This window comes from Enterobacter hormaechei subsp. xiangfangensis, assembly GCF_001729785.1.
In the GTDB taxonomy this organism is placed as follows: Bacteria; Pseudomonadota; Gammaproteobacteria; order Enterobacterales; family Enterobacteriaceae; genus Enterobacter; species Enterobacter hormaechei_C.
Genome location: NZ_CP017183.1, coordinates 23,865 through 39,653 on the forward strand (window position 1 = coordinate 23,865; position 15,789 = coordinate 39,653).

Annotated in this window: 15 protein-coding genes and 1 pseudogene; 10 read left to right on the forward strand and 6 right to left on the reverse strand. The window is 57.1% G+C overall.

Going from position 1 to position 15,789, the window contains the following annotated elements:
• Positions 1-16: 16 nt before the first annotated feature.
• Complete coding sequence (gene dsdA, locus BFV63_RS00115) at positions 17-1,303, reverse strand: D-serine ammonia-lyase (RefSeq protein ID WP_022650093.1); 1,287 nt, start codon at positions 1,301-1,303, stop codon at positions 17-19.
• Positions 1,304-1,320: 17 nt separating this feature from the next.
• Entirely contained in the window at positions 1,321-2,658 is a 1,338-nt protein-coding gene (dsdX, locus tag BFV63_RS00120; protein WP_048241602.1) for a D-serine transporter DsdX, read from the reverse strand.
• Positions 2,659-2,862: 204 nt separating this feature from the next.
• Between dsdX and dsdC the strand changes: the two genes are divergently transcribed.
• Entirely contained in the window at positions 2,863-3,789 is a 927-nt protein-coding gene (dsdC, locus tag BFV63_RS00125; protein WP_048241919.1) for a DNA-binding transcriptional regulator DsdC, read from the forward strand.
• A gap of 84 nt (positions 3,790-3,873) precedes the next feature.
• Positions 3,874-4,959, forward strand: a pseudogene (locus tag BFV63_RS22255) (cellulase family glycosylhydrolase); the annotation flags it as partial.
• Here BFV63_RS22255 and emrD read toward each other — a convergent pair.
• The 4 genes from emrD to tisB form a co-directional block, all read right to left on the reverse strand.
• Positions 4,865-6,049: a multidrug efflux MFS transporter EmrD gene (gene emrD / locus BFV63_RS00130; RefSeq protein WP_003861070.1), complete on the reverse strand. Its 1,185-nt coding sequence runs from the start codon at positions 6,047-6,049 to the stop codon at positions 4,865-4,867. The pseudogene BFV63_RS22255 and the gene emrD sit on opposite strands and share 95 nt — an antisense overlap.
• Before the next feature lie 175 nt (positions 6,050-6,224).
• Entirely contained in the window at positions 6,225-7,058 is an 834-nt protein-coding gene (locus tag BFV63_RS00135) for an EamA family transporter (protein WP_023323922.1), read from the reverse strand.
• 62 nt (positions 7,059-7,120) lie between these two features.
• Positions 7,121-7,567 carry a GNAT family N-acetyltransferase gene (locus BFV63_RS00140; RefSeq protein ID WP_003861064.1) on the reverse strand — a complete coding sequence of 149 codons (447 nt, stop codon included), beginning with the start codon at positions 7,565-7,567 and terminating at the stop codon, positions 7,121-7,123.
• Positions 7,568-7,631: 64 nt separating this feature from the next.
• Complete coding sequence (gene tisB / locus BFV63_RS22260) at positions 7,632-7,721, reverse strand: type I toxin-antitoxin system toxin TisB (protein ID WP_022646551.1); 90 nt, start codon at positions 7,719-7,721, stop codon at positions 7,632-7,634.
• A 720-nt stretch (positions 7,722-8,441) separates the two neighbouring features.
• Here tisB and BFV63_RS00150 point away from each other — a divergent pair.
• The 8 genes from BFV63_RS00150 to uhpC all read left to right on the forward strand — a co-directional run bounded on the left by BFV63_RS00150 (position 8,442) and on the right by uhpC (position 15,729).
• Positions 8,442-9,155 carry a hypothetical protein gene (locus BFV63_RS00150; protein WP_023315090.1) on the forward strand — a complete coding sequence of 238 codons (714 nt, stop codon included), beginning with the start codon at positions 8,442-8,444 and terminating at the stop codon, positions 9,153-9,155.
• 198 nt (positions 9,156-9,353) lie between these two features.
• Entirely contained in the window at positions 9,354-9,833 is a 480-nt protein-coding gene (locus BFV63_RS00160) for an Hcp family type VI secretion system effector (protein WP_048241601.1), read from the forward strand.
• A 107-nt stretch (positions 9,834-9,940) separates the two neighbouring features.
• Positions 9,941-10,039, forward strand: coding sequence for an ilvB operon leader peptide IvbL (gene ivbL, locus BFV63_RS22930; protein ID WP_057979964.1), 99 nt, complete (start codon positions 9,941-9,943; stop codon positions 10,037-10,039).
• Positions 10,040-10,268: 229 nt separating this feature from the next.
• Positions 10,269-11,957, forward strand: coding sequence for an acetolactate synthase large subunit (gene ilvB / locus BFV63_RS00165; protein WP_003861056.1), 1,689 nt, complete (start codon positions 10,269-10,271; stop codon positions 11,955-11,957).
• A 3-nt stretch (positions 11,958-11,960) separates the two neighbouring features.
• Positions 11,961-12,248: an acetolactate synthase small subunit gene (gene ilvN / locus BFV63_RS00170; RefSeq protein WP_003861055.1), complete on the forward strand. Its 288-nt coding sequence runs from the start codon at positions 11,961-11,963 to the stop codon at positions 12,246-12,248.
• An 82-nt stretch (positions 12,249-12,330) separates the two neighbouring features.
• Positions 12,331-12,924, forward strand: a complete 594-nt coding sequence (gene uhpA, locus BFV63_RS00175) for a response regulator transcription factor UhpA (protein ID WP_003861054.1) — start codon at positions 12,331-12,333, stop codon at positions 12,922-12,924.
• Positions 12,921-14,426, forward strand: a complete 1,506-nt coding sequence (gene uhpB, locus BFV63_RS00180) for a signal transduction histidine-protein kinase/phosphatase UhpB (protein ID WP_048241598.1) — start codon at positions 12,921-12,923, stop codon at positions 14,424-14,426. The genes uhpA and uhpB overlap by 4 nt, the downstream gene beginning before the upstream one ends.
• Positions 14,419-15,729, forward strand: a complete 1,311-nt coding sequence (gene uhpC, locus BFV63_RS00185) for an MFS transporter (protein WP_003861050.1) — start codon at positions 14,419-14,421, stop codon at positions 15,727-15,729. The genes uhpB and uhpC overlap by 8 nt, the downstream gene beginning before the upstream one ends.
• The last annotated feature ends 60 nt before the right edge of the window (positions 15,730-15,789 follow it).

The window sequence follows — 15,789 nt, forward strand, 5'->3', positions numbered from 1 at the left end:
CCGCCACCCGGCATAATTACTTCCCTTTCGCTAAATATTTCGCCATCTCGTCTTCCGGCACCATGCCGCCGCCGGTCGCCCACACCAGGTGGGTAACGTTCTCATCGGCATCGACGCGCAGCGGCCCGGCCATCCCCGCCAGCGCCGACGGCTCCAGGCGAATCCTTTCCTCCTGCGCCAGCCAGCCGAGCATGTCGTACATGCTTTGATCGGAGAGGGTATAGAACCCGTCGAGCAGGCGCTCCATCGCGCGGCCCACGAAGCCGGAGGCACGTCCTACCGCCAGTCCGTCCGCCGCCGTCACGTTATCAATACCCAGGTCCTGCACGGCGATTTCATCGTGCAGCCCGGTATAAACGCCCAGCAGCATGCACGGTGAGTGCGTTGGCTCCGCAAAGAAGCAGTGGACGTTATCGCCAAAGGCCAGCTTCAGGCCAAAAGCCACGCCGCCGGGGCCGCCGCCGACGCCGCACGGCAGATAGACGTACAGAGGATGATCGGCATCCACCACGCGGCCCTGTTCGATAAACTGCGCCTTCAGGCGCTCGCCAGCAACCGCATAGCCCAGGAACAGCGTGCGTGAATTCTCATCGTCAATAAAGAAGCAGTTCGGATCGCTTTCCGCCGCTTTGCGTCCCTGCTCCACCGCCACGCCGTAATCCTGCTCATATTCAACGACGATCACGCCGTGGCTGCGCAGTTTGGCTTTCTTCCACTCGCGGGCGTCGGCGGACATATGCACGGTCACCTTAAAGCCAATGCGTGCGCTCATAATGCCGATGGACATCCCCAGGTTGCCGGTTGAGCCCACCGCGATGCTGTACTGGCTGAAGAAGTCCTTAAAGCGCGGCTCCAGCAGAACGCTGTAGTCGTCTTCAACGCTCAGCAACCCGGCTTCCAGCGCCAGTTTCTCCGCATGGGTCAGCACCTCATAGATGCCGCCGCGCGCTTTGATCGAGCCGGAAATCGGCAGATGGCTGTCTTTTTTCAGCAGCAGCGTGCCTGTAACAGGCTTCGCAGATTCTTTCTCCAGCCGCGCCTGCATCGCCGGGATCGCGACCAGGTCGGATTCGATAATCCCGCCCGTTGCCGCCGTTTCCGGGAACGCTTTCGCCAGATACGGCGCGAAGCGTTTCAGGCGCGCGTGCGCGTCGTCTACGTCGGCTTTCGTCAGCCCGACATACGGCAATCCTTCCGCCAGCGTCGTGGTGCGCGGGTTAAGCCAGGTGGTTTCTTTCAGGGCAATCAGATCCTCAACCAGAGGAAACTGTGCGGTTAAAGTAGTGATAGTTGCGTTTTCCATAATACGTCTCTTCGCGCTCAGATAATGAAAGAAAGCAGGAATGTGCCGCCAAGTGCAAGCACCGAGGCGATAAACGTCGCCGTCGTATAGTATTTGAAGGTCTCATTCAGGGTCGCGCCGCAATACTGCTTCACCAGCCAGAAGAGAGAGTCGGTCACGATCGTGCAGCCAATAGCGCCGGACCCGATGGCAATGGTGATGATCTCCGGGCTTACGTTCGGGTAGAGCGGCAGCATCGGCGCCACTATCGCCGTGGCACCCATCATCGCTACCGTTGCCGAACCCACGGCGGCGTGCAGCACCAGTGCCACCAGCCAGGCTAGAAGGATAGGGTGCATATGCAGGTTCGAGAGAATATGCGCCAGCGTCTCCGCCAGACCACTGGTTTTAAGGATGGCGTTGAACGCCCCGCCCGCACCGATAATCAGCAAAATGTTGGCGATAGAGCCAAAGCCGTGCTCCGTATGGGTCAGCATTGCGCCCATGCCCATGTGCTGGCGGATCCCCAGCAGGTAATAGGCGACAAACACGGCGATAAACATCGCGGTGATGGGGTTGCCGATAAACTCCAGCAGGGTATACAGCGAGCCTTCTTTCGCCATGTTCAGCTCGGCAATGGTTTTCACCAGCATCAGGGCAATCGGCAGCAGCACGGTGAACAGCGTGGCGCCCAGCGACGGCAGAGTGTGCTCTTCCCGCACCTTCAGGTCTGAAAATTCCGCCGGAACCGGCTTATAGGGCAGACGGTTGCCGAGCAGCTTCAGGAACAGCGGGCCACCAACCAGAGACGCCATCAGGCCCACCACCAGACCGTAGACAATCACCGTCCCGACGTCCGCCCCTAATTTGTTGGTGACAAATAGTGCGGCCGGATGCGGAGGCACCACGCAGTGCACTGCCATTAGTGCGGTACAGAGCGGAATGGCCAGCTTGAGCAGCGACGTGTTGGTCTTTTTGGCGATGGAAAACGCCAGCGGGATCAGCAGTACCACGCCCACTTCAACAAACAGCGTAATGCCGCAGATCAGGCCGACCAGGACCATAATCACGTCCGCCGACAGCCAGCGGCAGCGCTGCAACGTAATCCCGATGCGCTCTGCCGCGCCGGAGACTTCCATCATTTTGCCGAGAATAGTGCCAAGACCGATAACCGCCGCCAGGAAGCCCAGCGTACCGCCAATCCCGCTCTCAATGGCGTTAACCATATCCAGCGGGCTCATCCCCATCATCGCGCCAACGAAAAAGCTTGCCAGCAGCAGCGCGAGGAACGGGTGAAACTTCAGTTTTACGATGGTTAAAACAATCAACACGATGCTGACAAGCAGCGTTGCCACAACCCAGACCTGAGATCCCATATCTCACCTCACCCTTATGTCATCTGGGGGTATTGGACGAAAAAACGGCGTGGGCTGACAAACGATATAAATTGGCGTTCAGATGAGCCAGATTGGATCAACTGAGTGACTGGACTCTAAAAGGCGCACTTATTTTGCCGTTGGTTCACATAAATTCATTCTTGAGCGGTATGCTAAACGCAGAAATTACGTGTGGGAATTGTGATGACCGATGCGAATGAAGGCAGAAACCGGCTGTTAAACGGCTGGCAGCTGTCGAAAATGTACACCTTTGAAGTGGCTGCCCGGCATGAGTCCTTCGCCCTGGCGGCGGCGGAGCTGTCGCTCAGCCCCAGCGCGGTGAGCCACCGCATTAACCTGCTGGAAGAGGAGCTGGGCATTCAGCTGTTTGTCCGCTCACACCGTAAAGTGGAGCTGACGCAGGAAGGCAAGCGCGTTTACTGGACGCTGAAATCGTCCCTCGACACCCTGAATCAGGAGATCCTGGACATTAAAAACCAGGCGCTGTCAGGTACGCTAACGGTGTACTCCCGGCCGTCGATCGCCCAGTGCTGGCTGGTGCCGATGCTGGGGGATTTTACCCGCCGCTACCCGTCGATTTCACTTACTATTCTGACTGGTAATGATTACGTCAACATGCAGCGAACCGGCATCGATCTGGCGCTCTATTTCGACGATACGCCGCCAAACCACCTTTCTCATCACTTTTTGATGGATGAAGAGATTTTGCCCGTCTGCTCGCCGGCGTATGCCCGGGAGCATGAACTGCTGAAAAACCCCCATAACCTCAGCCACTGCACGTTACTGCACGACCGTCAGGCCTGGAGCAATGATTCCGGTACGGATGAGTGGCTGAGCTGGGCGCAGCATTACGCGGTGAATATGCCGTTATCATCGGGTATTGGCTTCGATCGTTCTGATTTAGCCATTATCGCGGCCATGAGTAATGTCGGGGTGGCGATGGGGAGAAAGCGGCTGGTGCAAAAACGTCTCGAACGGGGGGAGTTGATCGCACCCTTTGATGGGGAAACCCTCAAGTGCCATCAGCATTATTACGTCTCAACGCTTCCCGGCCGTCAGTGGCCGAAAATTGACGCCTTTATCGGCTGGCTAAGAGAGCTGGCGGGTTGAAGAATTATTACGCTTTCGCTCTACACCAAATGTGAAAAAGCGTGCTAAATACAGGTAATGCTTTTGATTTTTCCAGGGTAAACCGTGTTAAAGCCTTTTATTGCCACTGCGATCTTACTCTCTTCCGGCTGGGCGACTGCCGCTGAGCCGCCGCTGACGGCTGCCCGTTACGCGCAGATGCTGGGCGTCGGGATGGATGTGGACTGGGCACGCACCGAGCGCGGCATACGCGAATTCGACCCGCTGGTGGTCCGTGATTTTCAGGCGAAAGGCATACACCATGTCCGTATTCGGGTGGCGGGCGAACCGACGGAAGCGCGGCTGATTCACCTGCGTAAGCTGGTGGAGGCATGCGAGCAATACGGCGTCATCCCCATCATCGCTTATCAGGCCGATGAATATAAAAACGACCCGAAAGCGGATACCGAAAAAGAGGTGATTAACTGGTGGATTGCCGTGGCGCACTATTTTGGTCAGCGCTCGCCGTTGCTAGGCTTTGACCTGATCTACGAACCGGCGGACAAGCTCAACCACAACGTTGCTTCGCTCAACCGGGTGTATGAGAAAGCGATCAAAGACATTCACGCCATTGATGCCAGCCGCATGATTTTTATCGCCCCTCGTCTGCGCGCCGCGCCGGAGGATTTATCCACCCTGAAGCTGCCCGCGCACAGCCAGAATTACCTGCTGGCGGAGTGGCATATTTTCCCCTGGGGGCCGCTGAAAACGAACGGTAAATACCCGTGGACGTCCGGAACTGCGGCTGAGAAAGCGGCTATCCGTAACCGAATCAACGCCGCGCTGCACTGGCAACAAAAAACCGGGCATGTGAGCTGGGTTGGCGGCTGGGGAGTGGGCGAATCGAAAAGCCTGACGCCAACCGCCTCGCAGATGGCGTTTGCCACGTTTATGGCGTGCGAGCTGCAACATGCCAACATCCCGTATGCGATAAACGCCGATGTTCAGTTTTATGACGGGGAAGAGGGGGCGTGGCGGCCTGCCCCAGAGCGGCTATTGCAGGCGATGATTGCGCCCGTCTGTGAAAAGCCCGGCGAGAAGCCGGGCCATCATGCGGTTAAACCGGCTGTTCGTGATGCGAGACACGCGACGCCAGCGGCAGCCAGCACAGCAAAATCAGCAGCCCCATCAGGGTCATCAGCAAGCCTAAACTCGCCTGCCCGGTCTGCGGCATCATAGCCGAAAGCCAGGCCAGCGCGCCGGAACCGATGTTCTGCAAACCGCCCACCAGCGCGCCTGCCGTGCCTGCGAGGAACGGGAACGGCTCCATCGCGCCGCTGGTGGCGAGGGGAAACAGCATGCCCGCGCCGAAGAAGAACAGCGCTGCCGGGATGAGCAACGTCCAGACCGACATCACGTCAAACAGCCCCGGGATCCACATCATCAGCCCGGCCAGCAGACAGCTGATCACCGACTGCCACATCAGGGTGGAGAAACGCTTGTTCGGACGTCCGGCGAACCATGCGCCGAAGAACGCCGCCGGGATCGGCAGAATAAACAGAATACTCACCACCATACTGCTCAGGCCAAGGCCCGCGCCCAGCAGCACGCCGGAACAGGCTTCAAACACCGCAATGCCCGCCAGGCCGCCGATTAGCATCAACAGATAACAGGTAAAGGATCCATTACCGAACAGCGTTTTGTAGCTGGCGATGAGCTTCGTGCGCGGCGCGTCTTTTGGGCGGGTTTCCGGCATCCAGCGCCCCATGCTGAAGGTGACAATAATGCACAGCACCAGCAGGAAGGCATAACAGGCGCGCCAGGACCAGACGGTGTCCAGCAGACCCCCAATCAGCGGGGCCAGCAGCGGGCTGACCAGAATACCCATATTTAACAGACTGTTGGCGTGGCGAAGCTGTGTGCCCTGGTACATATCACGCGGCAGGGTACGCGCCATAACCCCGCCGACGCCGGTGCCCACACCCTGAAGGGCGCTGGCGGCAATCAGGACGGTCAGGCTGTGAGTGGTAATGGCGATCATCGTCGCTACCATGAAAATGCTCATGCCCACCAGAATGACCGGACGACGCCCGACGCGATCGGACAGGGGACCATAAACCAGCTGTGAAACGCCATAGGTTAGCAGATAGGCTGCCATCACGCTCTGGACTGCACCTTCGCGGACGCTCAGATCTTTTGCCATATCGGCAATCGCCGGAATGTAGATGGTTTGCGCCATCTGCCCGACGGCCACCAGTAACACCAGCATCAACAATAAGTTCACGTTCCGTTGCTTTTTCATGTCGCTGAATACTTTTGCCAAAAGAGATAAATGAAGAATAAGTGACTATGCATTCCCATAAATGCGCGAGGAATCTACCACAGAGAGATGACAATTTAAGCATTACTGTGATGAATGACAGAAGACGTGAAGGCAGGATTTGTAAACAAGATCGGCAACTAATGTTGCCAGTGAATTACGCCAGGCGCAGCAGGATCGCACCGGCAGCAATTCCCAGTGCCGCCGCGATGCGCAGGCCGGCAACCTTCTCTTTTAAAAGCACAAATGCGATTAATGCGCCGAAGAGAATAGAGGTTTCACGTAGTGCGGCGACCACAGCCAGCGGTGCCTGGGTCATCGCCCAGAGTGCCAGACCGTAAGATCCCATCGTCCCGACGCCGCCGAGCAGCCCTTTTTTCCAGTGCAGGCGCAGATAGCTGGACGCTTCGCGACGCCGCGCCACCATTGCCCAGCTCAGCAGACAGAAACCGTTCATGAAGAAGGTCCAGAGCGTGTAGCCCAGCGCAGTGTCCGAGAGTCGCACACCGGTGCCGTCCACCAGGGTATACCCGGCGATAAAACAGGCGTTCAGCAGCGCCAGCCAGATCCCCTTGCGTGACTGCATGCGGCCGTTCATCGCCATCGCCAGAATCGACAGACAAATGACCCCGATGCCGGACCACGCAAGCCAGGAGAGATGATCCCCGAGCACCATTACGCTGATCAGCGCCACCAGCAGAGGGGCCGTCCCGCGCATAAGGGGGTAGGTCTGGCTCATGTCGGAGACCTGATAAGTTTTTGCCACCAGTACCGTATACACCACCTGTAACGCACAGGAGACGAACAAATATGGCCAGCTTGCGGCAGTTGGCTGAGGAGAGAAGGGCAGTAAAATCAGGGCAATAAGCGCGGCTGAACCGCTGACCCCGATCGCCGAGTAGAGTTTATCCGTTCCGGCTTTAACGATGGCGTTCCAGCTGGCATGCAGCAGTGCGGCGAACAGTAAAATGCAGAAAACGGTGATGGTCATGGCGTATCGGTTGGGGAAATGTCATCCAACTGTAACATTCACCCGTCGATGCTGCCAGCCGCTTACACTGCGCAAAAAAGGCGGTGCGTCACCCGGGGTTCGTCTGACACCAGCCTGAAGCCCGCCCGATGGTAAAATCCGTACGCGGTTTCCGGCGCATGGGTATTAAGAAAATCAAACCAGATGCTGGCATCCGCCATCACCACGGTCAAAAGTTGTTTGCCAATGCCCTGCCCACGGCACTTTTCGCTGACGTAGAGATGACGAATACGTCCGGCGCGCGGCTGCTGGCTGAACGGATCGCGGTTGAGGCCGCACACGCCCACCAGCCTGCCGTTAAGAAACGCCCCCAGCAGCTTTTCACCCGGCGCGTTAAAGCGGTTTTCACCCCGCTGCCAGTTCTCTTCCAGCCTGCGCAGCATATTGAAATTCAACGCGATACTCTCCGCCTTCAGGGCGATATAGCCCGGTTCATCAGGCGTAACAGGCTCAATTAACAGACGCGACATAGCATTCCCTCGTTATTAAAGAGGGGCGGTTGCCCGCCCCTCTCAGGTGCGACTTGAACCTGAATCACTTAACGTATTTCAGGACAGCATCAAGCAGTTGCAATACAGCAACAATGAGTTTGAGGACAAGTATGACCATATCCACGACGCTCATACGCGTCTCCTTTTGGTTAAAAGGAGCACGATGCTGGCGTACCTTTCCGCCGCCTGTGGCCAGCACCTGGATTGACGTAACACAGTGTGCTCACTTCAGGGGTTAAGGCACTGACGGCACCACCCGTTTCAGCCAGGACTTCGTTGCGCCGGTAAACTGCGGCCCCCTCGCTCACTGCGAACACCCTCAGTATAGATAAATACTGTATGCATGAACAGTATTTTATGGACAAATTTTGGAAGGCGATCCATACTCAAAAACGTCAAAATCCGTGCCGGAATTGCGCGTTCGTCTTCGATCGCGTATACTTTTCGCGTTGACGTAACACAGTGTGTTCTGCGGCGACCAACCGCAAAACCCTGATAAAAACCTCGCTTAGGCGGGGTTTTTTGTTTTCTGGACTGCCCATAAAAAGACTGCTGTAAAAGCGAGGTTTCTGCTATTTAGCTTCGTTGTGAACGGGATAGCATCGCTTATGCAACTTTCTTTATAGAGATAGGTATTAGACTCATTTTGCAATGATTAAACTAAAAATGTGTGAACTAATAAAAACCGCTAATGCCCTTCAAGTAATTAAGTTGTTTCGTATATAACCTTAATAAATAAAATCGTACTGACTTATTTTTTATGTGAATGTTTATGTAAAGCAATTTTACTGGTTTGAATTTCTGGACTTTTCAATGTATATTTCTATAGCCACAATCATTGTGTGTATACATTATGCAAGCATCTGATTATTTAAAGATGAAGTTCCAGAGTGACAGGCAGTTGGCTATTTATGGACAGCAAGGTGTTGCAGGAACATGGCGAGCATTAAAGGGGATTGGCTCTGATATTTACTCAGGAATTGAGTGTGTAAGTTGGTACTCATCATGCTTAATCCCCAGCTATCACGATGTGTGTGACGAGCTTCTCTCCGAAGAAAAGAGAATGTACCTCTCAATCCTCTCGCTTTACCGTTATCGCGATGTAATAGCACACATGCTCTATCTTTATTTTGAACATGTTATTTCCGATTCAGAAAACGGGAATGAACACAATCGCGTTCGCAAGATAGATTCAAAAGTAACAGGGCTTGTTAATAACATACCGACCAGCAAGGCCGCGCGTTTAGCAATAGCATGGGGTCTGGCCAAATCCCTGTCCGAATCAGGCCTGCTGTCTGAAATCGTCGTCGAACGGCTTGCACGCCGCGTACCTAACGTTGTCATGGCGCTTCAATTGATTGGAACGGAACAGAAGTGCGCTCTTGCTGCTCGCCGCCTGAAAACATTGGACCCTAAGTATTACGCCACCCTCTATGCCGCACAACTGGAGATGCTTTACTACTTTTTTGAGCCTTTCCTGTCTGAACTCATTAAGAAGGTGCAGTTGGGATTCTATAAGGATTTCGATGCAATTTATAAAGACTTAAAGAGCACGGAGCATGTTTAAGAGTCTGTTATCAATTCTATTCACGGATATTTTATTCCCTGTTTATATTTTTGCGTGCGCCTCTTTGTTTCTGTGGTTAGTGCCTGACCACTGGGTATTACTAACATTCATTTCTATCATTGTATTTATTATTGTACATCCGATAATTTTCGGCCACTTTGATAAGTACGATTAAATCATATAAAAAGGATTTTTTTTATGTCAAACCCAGCTTATTTGTTTTTAACAGATGAAAATGGTTCTCCCATGGTTGGCTCTTGCCTTGTGTCAGGGCGTGAAGGTGCAATTGAACTCAAATCGTTCACTCATAATGTCAATATCCCAGTCGACGGAAATACCGGGAAATTAACGGGCACGCGCATACACATGCCCGTCATGTTTCAGAAGGAATTTGATCGTGTAACCCCGATTTTATTTCGGGCGCTGAGTACGGGAAGAATGCTCAAGTCAGCCACTATTAAGATGTTTCAGATTAATGAGGCGGGTTTAGAACAGGAATATTTTAATATCCTTCTGGAGAATGTGAAAATAACCTCAATCACACCAGACCTGTATCCCGGCGCAAACACCGGAACACACCTTGAAACGGTTGTTATACGCTACGAGAAAATCACCTGGAAGCATTGTGACGGCAATGCCATCTATAGTGATGCCTGGAATGAGCGAGCAACGTACTGAAACGTGATCCCTGACGCATTTTTGCGCAGATGAAAATATTTCCATTGTCACGCCCGAAAACCTGTGTTTGTATAAATTCAATCAATGATTCCAAACACAGGTCCCCAATGACTTCATCCATCTTCACTTCGACCCTACTAAAAACTGCGCAACCTGCCGCAGTGGTCGTCGTGCGTGTGGTGGTGGTCGTCGGCAATGCGCCGTAGGGACTGGATCAACACACGAATCCAAAACCCCGCCGGCGCAAACCGGGCGGGGTTTTTCGTTTAGGACCCCTCCCGGATACGCTAAGTAGTTCGGGTTGCAGGAAGGCGGCAAGTGAGCGAATCCCCAGGAGCGTACATAGGTACGTGACTGGGGTGAGGGAACGCAGCCAACGCATTTGCAACCTGAACTACGACGCGTAAAGCTGGCTCAGAAGAAAAGGACTGGAGCATGGCAAGTTCGGGCACAACATCCACCAAGACGCGTTTTACAGGCGCGCAGCTGATTGTTCATTTACTGGAACGACAGGGCATCACCACCGTTGCGGGCATCCCGGGTGGGACCGTACTGCCGCTGTATGATGCGTTAAGCCAAAGCACACAGATCCGCCACGTGCTGGCGCGCCACGAGCAGGGCGCAGGCTTTATCGCCCAGGGCATGGCGCGTACCCAGGGTAAACCAGCGGTCTGTATGGCCTGTAGCGGGCCGGGCGCCACTAACCTGGTGACCGCCATCGCCGACGCGCGTCTCGACTCCATTCCGCTGATCTGCATTACCGGCCAGGTGCCGTCCTCGATGATCGGCACCGATGCGTTCCAGGAAGTCGATACCTACGGCATCTCTATCCCCATCACCAAACATAACTATTTAGTTCGCGATATCAGCGAGCTGCCTCAGGTTATCAGCGATGCGTTCCGCATCGCGCAGTCTGGCCGCCCGGGCCCGGTGTGGATAGACATTCCTAAGGATGTCCAGACCGCAGAGATCGAGATCGACATTCTGCCGGAGCCGGGCGAGCGTGCCCCCGCGCCGGAGTTCAGCGCTGAGAGCGTGCGCGATGCGGCGGCAATGATCAACGCCGCCAAACGCCCGGTGCTGTATCTGGGCGGCGGGGCGATCAACGCAGCGGATGAAATCCGCCAGTTTGCGGAAAAAGCCAACCTGCCGACCACCATGACCCTGATGGCGCTGGGTATGCTGCCCAAAGCGCATCCATTGTCTTTAGGGATGCTGGGCATGCACGGCGCGCGCAGCACCAATTACATCCTGCAAGAGGCGGATTTGCTTATAGTTATGGGGGCGCGTTTTGATGACCGGGCGATTGGCAAAACCGAGCAGTTCTGCCCGAACGCCAAAATCATTCACGTGGATATCGACCGCGCCGAGCTGGGTAAAATCAAGCAGCCGCACGTGGCGATCCAGGGCGACGTGGCCGAGGTGCTGGCGCAGCTGATCCCGCAGACGGTGGCAACCGACCGCGCCGACTGGCGCCAGCTGGTGGCCGATCTGCAACGCGAGTTCCCGGGCGCTATCCCAACCGAGGGCGACCCGCTGAGCCACTATGGTCTTATCAACGCTGTTGCCGCCTGCGTGGATGACAGCGCGATTATCACCACCGACGTCGGCCAGCATCAGATGTGGACTGCCCAGGCGTATCCGCTGAACCGCCCGCGCCAGTGGCTGACCTCCGGCGGCCTTGGCACCATGGGCTTCGGCCTGCCAGCAGCGGTTGGCGCGGCGCTCGCCAACCCGGACCGTAAGGTGATCTGCTTCTCCGGTGACGGCAGCCTGATGATGAATATTCAGGAGATGGCGACGGCGGCCGAAAACCAGTTAGACGTCAAAATCATTCTGATGAACAACGAGGCGCTGGGTCTGGTACACCAGCAGCAGAGCCTGTTCTATAAGCAGGGCGTGTTTGCGGCGACCTATCCGGGGATGATCAACTTCATGCAGATTGCCGCTGGTTTTGGCCTGCACACCTGCGATCTGAACGCCGAAGAAGATGCCCACGCGGCGTTGCAGGATGCGATTTCTCGCCCTGGCCCGGCGTTGATCCACGTGCGTATCGACCCTGAACAAAAAGTGTATCCGATGGTGCCGCCGGGTGCGGCAAATACTGAGATGGTGGGAGAATAAGCCATGCAGAAACAACATGATAACGTCATTCTGGAACTCACCGTCCGCAACCACCCTGGCGTCATGACCCACGTCTGCGGGCTGTTTGCCCGCCGGGCATTTAACGTGGAAGGCATTCTCTGCCTGCCGATTCAGGGCAGCGAGCACAGCCGCATCTGGCTACTGGTCAACGACGACCAGCGTCTGGAGCAGATGATAGCGCAGATCGACAAGCTGGAAGACGTCACCAACGTGGCGCGCAACCAGTCCGATCCCACCATGTTTAACAAAATTGCGGTGTTCTTCGAATAGATCGCTTAAGGTAAGCGTCTTTCGCTCTTGTAGGCCGGATAAGCGCAGCGCCATCCGGCTTTTTCAGACCGCAGGAACACACATGACCACCATCGCCCTTATTGACGACCACCTTATCGTCCGCTCTGGCTTTGCCCAGCTTCTCAACCTCGAACCGGATTTCCAGGTCGTGGCCGAGTTTGGCTCCGGTCGCGAGGCGCTGGCGGGCCTGCCGGGGCGCGGGGTGCAGGTCTGTATCTGCGATATCTCAATGCCGGATCTCTCCGGGCTTGAGCTGTTAAGCCAGCTGCCGAAAGGAATGGCGACCATTATGCTCTCGGTCCACGACAGCCCGGCGCTGGTCGAGCAGGCGCTCAACGCGGGGGCGCGCGGGTTCCTCTCAAAACGCTGTAGCCCGGATGAGCTGATCGCCGCCGTGCGCACCGTCTCCACCGGCGGCTGCTACCTGACGCCGGATATCGCCATCAAGCTGGCGGCGGGACGGCAGGATCCACTCACCAGACGCGAGCGTCAGGTGGCAGAGAAACTTGCCCAGGGCATGTCGGTGAAAGAGATTGCCGTAGAGCTGGGATTGTCGCCAAAGACCGTTCACGTTCATCGCGCCAACCTGATGGAAAAACTCAACGTCAGTAACGATGTCGAGCTGGCGCGCCGTATGTTTGACAGCTGGCAATGAACTCCCTTTTTTCGCGGCTGATCGCCGTTGTCGCCAGCTTTTTTATCTTCTCCGCCGCGTGGTTCTGCCTGTGGAGTATCAGCCTGCATCTGGTGGAACGCCCGGAGCTGGCGGTGCTGCTGTTCCCCTTTGGCCTGCGTCTGGGGCTGATGCTGCAATGCCCGCGCGGCTACTGGCCGGTGCTGCTGGGCGCAGAGTGGCTGATGCTGATCTGGCTGGCGCAGGAAGTGGCGCTGGCGCATCTGCCGTTATTGATAACCGGAAGCCTGCTCACGCTTATCCCGGTCGCCCTGATTTCCCGCTACCGTCACCAGCGCGACTGGCGCACGCTGCTGCGTCAGGGGGCGGCGCTAATTGCCGCCGCGCTGTTGCAGTCTCTGCCGTGGGTGGGTGAAAAGGAGGTGCTTAACGCCCTGCTGCTGACCCTTACCGGCGGCCTGACGCTGGCCCCGACCTGCCTTGTGATCTGGCATTATCTTACAAGCACTGTCTGGCAGCCGCTCGGCCCGGCGCTGGTCTCCCAGCCGGTGAACTGGCGTGCCCGGCATCTCATCTGGTATCTGCTGCTGTTTGTGGTGAGCCTGTGGCTCCAGCTTGGTCTCCCCGCTGAATTATCACGCTTCACGCCGTTTTGTCTGGCGCTGCCGATCATCGCCCTTGCCTGGCACTACGGCTGGCAGGGCGCATTGATCGCCACGCTGATGAACGCCATCGCGCTGATTGCCAGCCAGACCTGGCACGATCATCCGGTAGATTTACTGCTTTCCCTGCTGGCCCAGAGCCTGACCGGGCTGCTGCTCGGCGCGGGCATACAGCGCCTGCGCGAGCTGAACCAGTCCCTGCAAAACGAGCTGGCGCGCAACCGCCGTCTGGCGGAGCGTCTGCTGGAGACGGAAGAGAGCGTGCGGCAAGAGGTTGCCCGCGAGCTGCACGACGACATCGGCCAGACCATCACCGCCATCCGTACCCAGGCGGGCATTGTTCAGCGCCTGGCGGCAGAAAACGCGGGCGTGAAGCAGGGCGGGGCGCATATCGAACAGCTTTCGCTGGGCGTCTATGATTCCGTTCGTCGCCTGTTAGGGCGGCTGCGCCCGCGCCAGCTTGACGATCTCTCCCTGGAGCAGGCGGTACGCTCTCTGATGCGCGAGATGGAGCTGGAAAGCCGCGGCATTGTCAGCCATCTCGACTGGCGCATTAGCGAACCTGCGCTGAGCGAAGGCCAGCGCGTAACCCTGTTCCGTGTCTGTCAGGAGGGGCTGAACAATATCGTCAAACATGCCAGTGCCAGCGCGGTCACGATCCAGGGCTGGCAGCAGGACGAGCGCCTGATGCTGGTGATTGAAGACGACGGCTGCGGCCTGCCGCCGGGCTCCGGGCAGCAGGGCTTTGGCCTGGCGGGCATGCGCGAGCGCGTAAAGGCGCTTGGCGGCACGCTGAGCCTCTCCTGCACCCACGGGACGCGCGTCAGCGTCAGTTTGCCGTTAAGGACGCATCATGTTTAAAACCCCCGCCAGCGCCGCCCCGCTAAGCAACAAAGCGGAAATCGACTCCCGCTACCGCTACTGGCGTCGCCATATCCTGATTACCATCTGGCTCGGCTACGCGCTGTTCTACTTTACCCGCAAAAGCTTCAACGCCGCCGCGCCTGAGATCCTCGCGAGCGGCGTGATGACCCGCACCGATATCGGCCTGCTGGCGACGCTGTTTTACATCACCTACGGCCTGTCGAAGTTCTTCTCCGGCATCGTCAGCGATCGCTCCAACGCGCGTTATTTTATGGGCGTCGGGCTGATCGCCACCGGCGTGGTGAATATTCTGTTTGGCTTCTCCACCTCGCTCTGGGCCTTCGCCCTGCTGTGGGCGCTGAACGCCTTTTTCCAGGGCTGGGGCGCGCCGGTCTGCGCCCGCCTGCTGACCGCCTGGTACTCACGCAACGAGCGTGGCGGCTGGTGGGCGATATGGAACACCGCGCATAACGTCGGCGGGGCGCTGATCCCGATGGTGGTGGGTGCCGCGGCGCTGCACTACGGCTGGCGCGCGGGGATGATGATAGCCGGTGGCCTCGCGATTGTCGCCGGGCTGTTCCTCTGCTGGCGCCTGCGCGACAGGCCGCAGACCGTCGGCCTTCCACCGGTGGGCGACTGGCGGCACGACGAAATGGAGATCGCCCAGCAGCAGGAAGGGGCCGGGCTGTCCCGCCAGGAGATCCTCACCAAATACGTGCTGAAAAACCCCTACATCTGGCTGCTGTCGCTCTGCTACGTGCTGGTCTACGTGGTGCGCGCGGCCATTAACGACTGGGGCAATCTGTACATGTCCGAGACGCTCGGCGTGGATCTGGTGACCGCCAACTCGGCGGTGACCATGTTTGAACTGGGCGGGTTTATCGGCGCGCTGGTGGCGGGCTGGGGCTCGGACAAGCTGTTCAACGGCAACCGCGGCCCGATGAACCTGATTTTTGCCGCCGGGATCTTGCTCTCCGTCGGCTCACTATGGTTGATGCCGTTCGCCAGCTACGTGATGCAGGCGGCGTGCTTCTTCACCATCGGATTTTTCGTCTTTGGCCCGCAGATGCTGATCGGCATGGCGGCGGCGGAGTGTTCCCACAAAGAGGCGGCCGGCGCGGCGACGGGCTTTGTCGGGCTGTTTGCCTATCTTGGCGCATCGCTCTCCGGCTGGCCGCTGGCGCGGGTGATCGACATCTGGCACTGGAGCGGGTTCTTCGCGGTGATCGCCATCGCGGCGGGCATCTCCGCCCTGCTTTTACTGCCGTTTTTGCACGCGCAGGCGCCGCGCGAAGCGTGACGCGCCTCACCTTTTGCTGCCGAGACGCGCAAAACTAAGAAATTTTCCCGGTTTTACCTG